General features: G+C 44.6%; 5 protein-coding genes. 3 read left to right on the forward strand and 2 right to left on the reverse strand.

Translation table 11 applies throughout. From position 1 onward, the window contains the following. The first annotated feature begins 80 nt into the window (after nucleotides 1-80). A complete protein-coding gene (locus BCT81_RS20030; protein ID WP_102425572.1) occupies nucleotides 81-356 on the forward strand; it encodes a nitrogenase-stabilizing/protective protein NifW in 276 nt (91 codons plus the stop codon). 134 nt (nucleotides 357-490) lie between these two features. Continuing rightward, on the forward strand, nucleotides 491-1,615 hold the full coding sequence (locus BCT81_RS20035) for a M14-type cytosolic carboxypeptidase (RefSeq protein ID WP_029223407.1): 1,125 nt from the start codon (nucleotides 491-493) through the stop codon (nucleotides 1,613-1,615). Between the two features lie 182 nt (nucleotides 1,616-1,797). On the opposite strand, the gene BCT81_RS20040 is transcribed toward BCT81_RS20035, so the two are convergent. Beyond that, nucleotides 1,798-2,154, reverse strand: a complete 357-nt coding sequence (locus BCT81_RS20040; RefSeq protein ID WP_102425573.1) for a PilZ domain-containing protein — start codon at nucleotides 2,152-2,154, stop codon at nucleotides 1,798-1,800. A gap of 270 nt (nucleotides 2,155-2,424) precedes the next feature. After that, nucleotides 2,425-3,051 (reverse strand): LysE family translocator, encoded by a 627-nt coding sequence (locus BCT81_RS20045; protein WP_102425574.1) that lies wholly within the window; start codon nucleotides 3,049-3,051, stop codon nucleotides 2,425-2,427. 209 nt (nucleotides 3,052-3,260) lie between these two features. Here BCT81_RS20045 and BCT81_RS20050 point away from each other — a divergent pair. After that, nucleotides 3,261-4,446: DEAD/DEAH box helicase (locus tag BCT81_RS20050; protein ID WP_102425575.1), on the forward strand; the 1,186-nt coding region annotated here is incomplete at its 3' end.

Genomic DNA, 4,446 nt, shown 5'->3' on the forward strand with positions numbered 1-4,446 from the left:
GTACGCCACAAGTAAGATCAATAAAGTCGGGCCATAAATTCGATACAATTAATGCTCACCAATTCAAAAACTAACTTTCCATGAGCCAAACAGAATTCCAGCAAAAAATGGCGAGCTTTACCTCTATTGAACAGGCGCTTGATTACTTCGAAATTGGGTTTGATAGCAAGTTCATCGACCAAAATAGAGTAGAGCTTGTGAAGCGCTTTAATGGTTATCTGATTCTTGCGAAACCTGATGATTGGTTTTCAGGAAGAAGAGCCCTGAAAAATGCCTACTGCAAGGTGCAACGTAGTAAGTTAGATCGTTATACGCGTTCGGCTTGCCGAGGCTGTACAACTTGCCAGCGTCGATAAGCATAAAGTGCCGTTCAAAAAGAGAGCTCGGAAATAGATAGCTGAAATAACATCTCATTACGATTTAGTTAGTAGTTTGCTCGAAAAAAAGTGTGCTAGTCTTACGACAACTCAACTACGAGATAAAAATTACAATGAAAATTTTCAGCAATTTCGAAAGCGGCAACATTCACGTCGTTTCTGCAGATTCACCACAAAACATTCAACTGACTATCCCAGCAGACAACCAGACTGAAATCTCTCAGTGGTTCCATTTCCGTTTAGAAAGTGAAGCTCAACAAGCTCACCACTTTGAAATCGGTCAACTGGCAACATCAGCTTACCCTGAGGGCTGGAAGGACTACGATGTGGTTGCATCGTATGACCGCGAAGAGTGGTTTCGTATCCCATCTCAGTTCGATGGCGATACATTAAGCTTCGACATCATTCCAGAGCACGATTCAATGTACTTCGCGTACTTTGCACCGTACTCATACGATCGTCACCAAGACCTTCTGCACAGCGCGCAAACGCACCCTGCATGTAAGCTTGAAACACTAGGTCATACGCTAGACAACAACGACATCACTTTGCTAACCATTGGTGAGCCAAGTGAAGAGAAGAAAAACATTTGGGTTATTGGTCGTCAACACCCTGGCGAGACAATGGCTGAATGGTTGATTGAAGGACTGCTTCAGCGCCTACTTGACGAAACAGATACAGTAGGTCGCTCTCTTCTAGACAGCGTCGTATTCCGCGTTGTTCCGAACATGAACCCAGATGGCAGTATCCGTGGTCACCTACGTACTAATGCGATTGGCGTTAACCTGAACCGTGAATGGCAATCGCCTTCTATGGAACGTAGCCCAGAAGTATTCCTTGTACGTGAGCGCATGCTAGAAACGGGCGTAGACCTGTGTCTAGACATTCATGGCGACGAAGCGATTCCATATAACTTTGTAGCAGGTAGCGAAGGCACGCCGTCATATAACGAGCGCATTGCTAAACTAGAGAATCACTTCAAGCAAGCACTACTCACGATTACACCAGAGTTCCAAGATGAGTTTGGTTACGACAAAGACGAGCCAGGAAAAGCGAACATGACAGTTGGCACAAACTGGATTGGTGAACAGTTCAAGTGTTTGGCTTACACAGTGGAGATGCCATTTAAAGATCACATCAGCCACGCTGACGAACTTTACGGCTGGTCTCCAGAGCGCAGTGTTGCGTTTGGTCACGACATGCTAGCGGCAGTTTGGGCAACAGTAGACGAGCTATAAAGCTAACTACGCGCCCTAGCCTTGCCAATATCGCCTAGGTCTATAAGAGCCAAGGCTGCCAGGTATTGACCATCAAAACTAAGCCTATAGATAGAACAAAGCCCAGCACTTGCTAAAGTGCTGGGCTTTTTAATGTTTGCTTATGATTAACGATTAATTGAACCACCTAGCTTTAGACGCCGTTATGCGACTCTCAGGCTTGCAAAAAAGACTGGGTACTTCTTTCGAATGTGCCTTTGCTCAGACACCATATCCTTAAAACTTGGGCCTTGTGATAACTGAACAATCACTTCATCGCCTTCTTGGCGTAACACGGCACCACTAATAGCGACACTGTTGTTTCCGTGCAGCCTCAAAGTACCTGCCATAGAGAAGCCACGATATACCGGGATGATATTACGCATCATAAGGCGAACACCCTTTTCAGAAACCTCACTGACGTGAAAAAGCTCATCCTTAATTCGCATCACCGGACGTGCCTTGTGTGGGTACTTCAAACGGTAATATTTGCGCTTCTGAATGAATGACTTTTCACTCATTTGTGACTCCCTGTCTCTGTTTATTCGCAGTAGTAAACTGGCCGTTCATTCTGACGATTCGTAACTATTTGTGACTATCGAACAGCCTTCCGCCACAGTTTGCAATTCAACTTAGATATTCACCAAACTAATAACTGACTATTATATCGACATTATGTGTTATTGCTTTAGGCATTTGTATAGAGAGACAAGGATTCCATATGATTCACTAAAAAGTGAGATATGAGTCGTATCACCTCAGCCTCAATAACTCATAAAAGCTCATCAAACCTAAAGCTGAAATAAAGCCAGTTGTATACTGAACCCAACAAATAGCACGCCACATACAATATTCATCGTCTGCGAGGTGCGCTTTTGAACCAACAAGCGTTTGAAGGTATCTGCCATTAAAATCACAACCAAGAACCACATTGAAACGACCATTGCCTGAATCCCGCCAAGAATCAGGCTGTCGGAGACAATTGCATCTGTAGTCACAAATTGAGGGAAGATCGATAGATAAAACAGGACGATTTTCGGGTTAAGCAGATTCGTAAGTAGCCCTTTAAAAAACTGGCTATAGAGTTTGCTCCCGGATGCACTCACGACAGAAAGCACGCCCTCTTGAGCACTCAGTGCCGCCCGAAAATGGTTGTAACCTAACCAGAGAAGATACAACACACCCGCCCACTTCAGGCCCTCAAATGCCATTGGCGTTTTCGACAGTAATAGGCTGATACCATTCGCAGAAATAAAGGCGTGGAAAAAGAAACCACATGACACGCCTAACACATTCACAAATGCGAACAGCTTCCTTTGAGTCAACGCTGTGCTTAACACAAGCAATGCATTCGGTCCTGGAATAATGGCAATAAAAAAGACAATAACAATGAACAGCCAGATACTATCCCAACTCATTTTGTTCTCATACAGTGAAGGTTTTTAGGGCAGACATTGTACGTCCAATTGATACCATTACAATATGATAAACGCTTAATTAATTCGTATGTTTAACTTACAAAATTAGCGCATATAATAAATACCTTCACCGTGAAGCAAACAAAACTGATTCTCTAACATTTCTAGCCCTGTTAGACTCCACCTCCCTCTTGATACTTGGTTCATTTATGTCATTTGCTAACCTAACCCTCAACACAAAAACCATTGCTGCTCTCCCGTCTCAATTCAATAAGCCGACTGAGATCCAACAAGCGGTCATTCCGACGATTGTTTCAGGAAGAGATGTGCTTGCATTGGCTCAAACAGGCAGCGGGAAAACATTGGCATTTGGGTTACCTTTGCTCAATAACATCGACCAAGGTTCGAATAAACTGCAAGCACTGATCATCGTTCCAACACGCGAGCTAGCGTCTCAAGTGACTGAGTCTTTACAACCGATTGTAACTGCCCTGCGTATCAAAACGGTAACGCTTACGGGCGGTATAAATGCAGATGAACAACAGCAGCAACTGTCAACCTCACCTCAGCTCGCCATCGCTACACCAGGGCGCCTGCTTGCACTCATCAAAAGTGGTGAATTAGAGTTAGCTCAGTGCACATCATTAGTTCTTGATGAAGCCGATCGATTGATCGACATGGGCTTTTGGCCAGATATTCAAGCGATCACCGCAGCTCTGCCAACTAAGCGCCAATCACTGTTATTCTCCGCAACGCTTCCACCTGCGTTGGTGAACCAAGCTGAAACGCTTTTATCAAACCCAGAGAAAATCACCACTCATAAAGAAAACAGCGTTGTAGAAACGATTGAAGAAACACTGTATCTAGTAAACAAAGGCAGTAAAGCTCAAGCATTGATTGCCCTGCTCAATCACAACCAGTGGCCACAAGTATTAGTGTTTATTGGCGCGAAAGACAACGCAGACGCACTAACCAAACGATTAAACAAAGCCAAAATCAGCGTGAACGCATTACATGGCAACAAGAGCCAAGAAGAACGAGCACAAGCGTTAGATAGCTTTAAAAATGGTGATACCCGTGTTCTTATCGCGACCGATGTGATGGCTCGTGGCATCCATATTGATCAGCTACCTATTGTGATTAACTTTGAGTTACCACCTCATTCAGCAACTTATGTACACCGCGTTGGAAGAACGGCGAGAGCAGGAAGTACTGGTTGTGCAATCTCGCTGGTCAGCCACAGTGAAGCTGACTACCTCACTGCGATTCGCACCCTGACCAATAAAACATTGCCGCTACAGTCATTGGAAGGCTTCCCAGTCACAGACAAACCCGCATCAGAATCAACGGCTCGTAAGCGCCCACCGAAAGACAAAATGGCAAACCGCAGAACGG

It is taken from the genome of Vibrio sp. 10N.261.52.A1 (assembly GCF_002876325.1).
GTDB classification, from domain to species: Bacteria; Pseudomonadota; Gammaproteobacteria; order Enterobacterales; family Vibrionaceae; genus Vibrio; species Vibrio chagasii.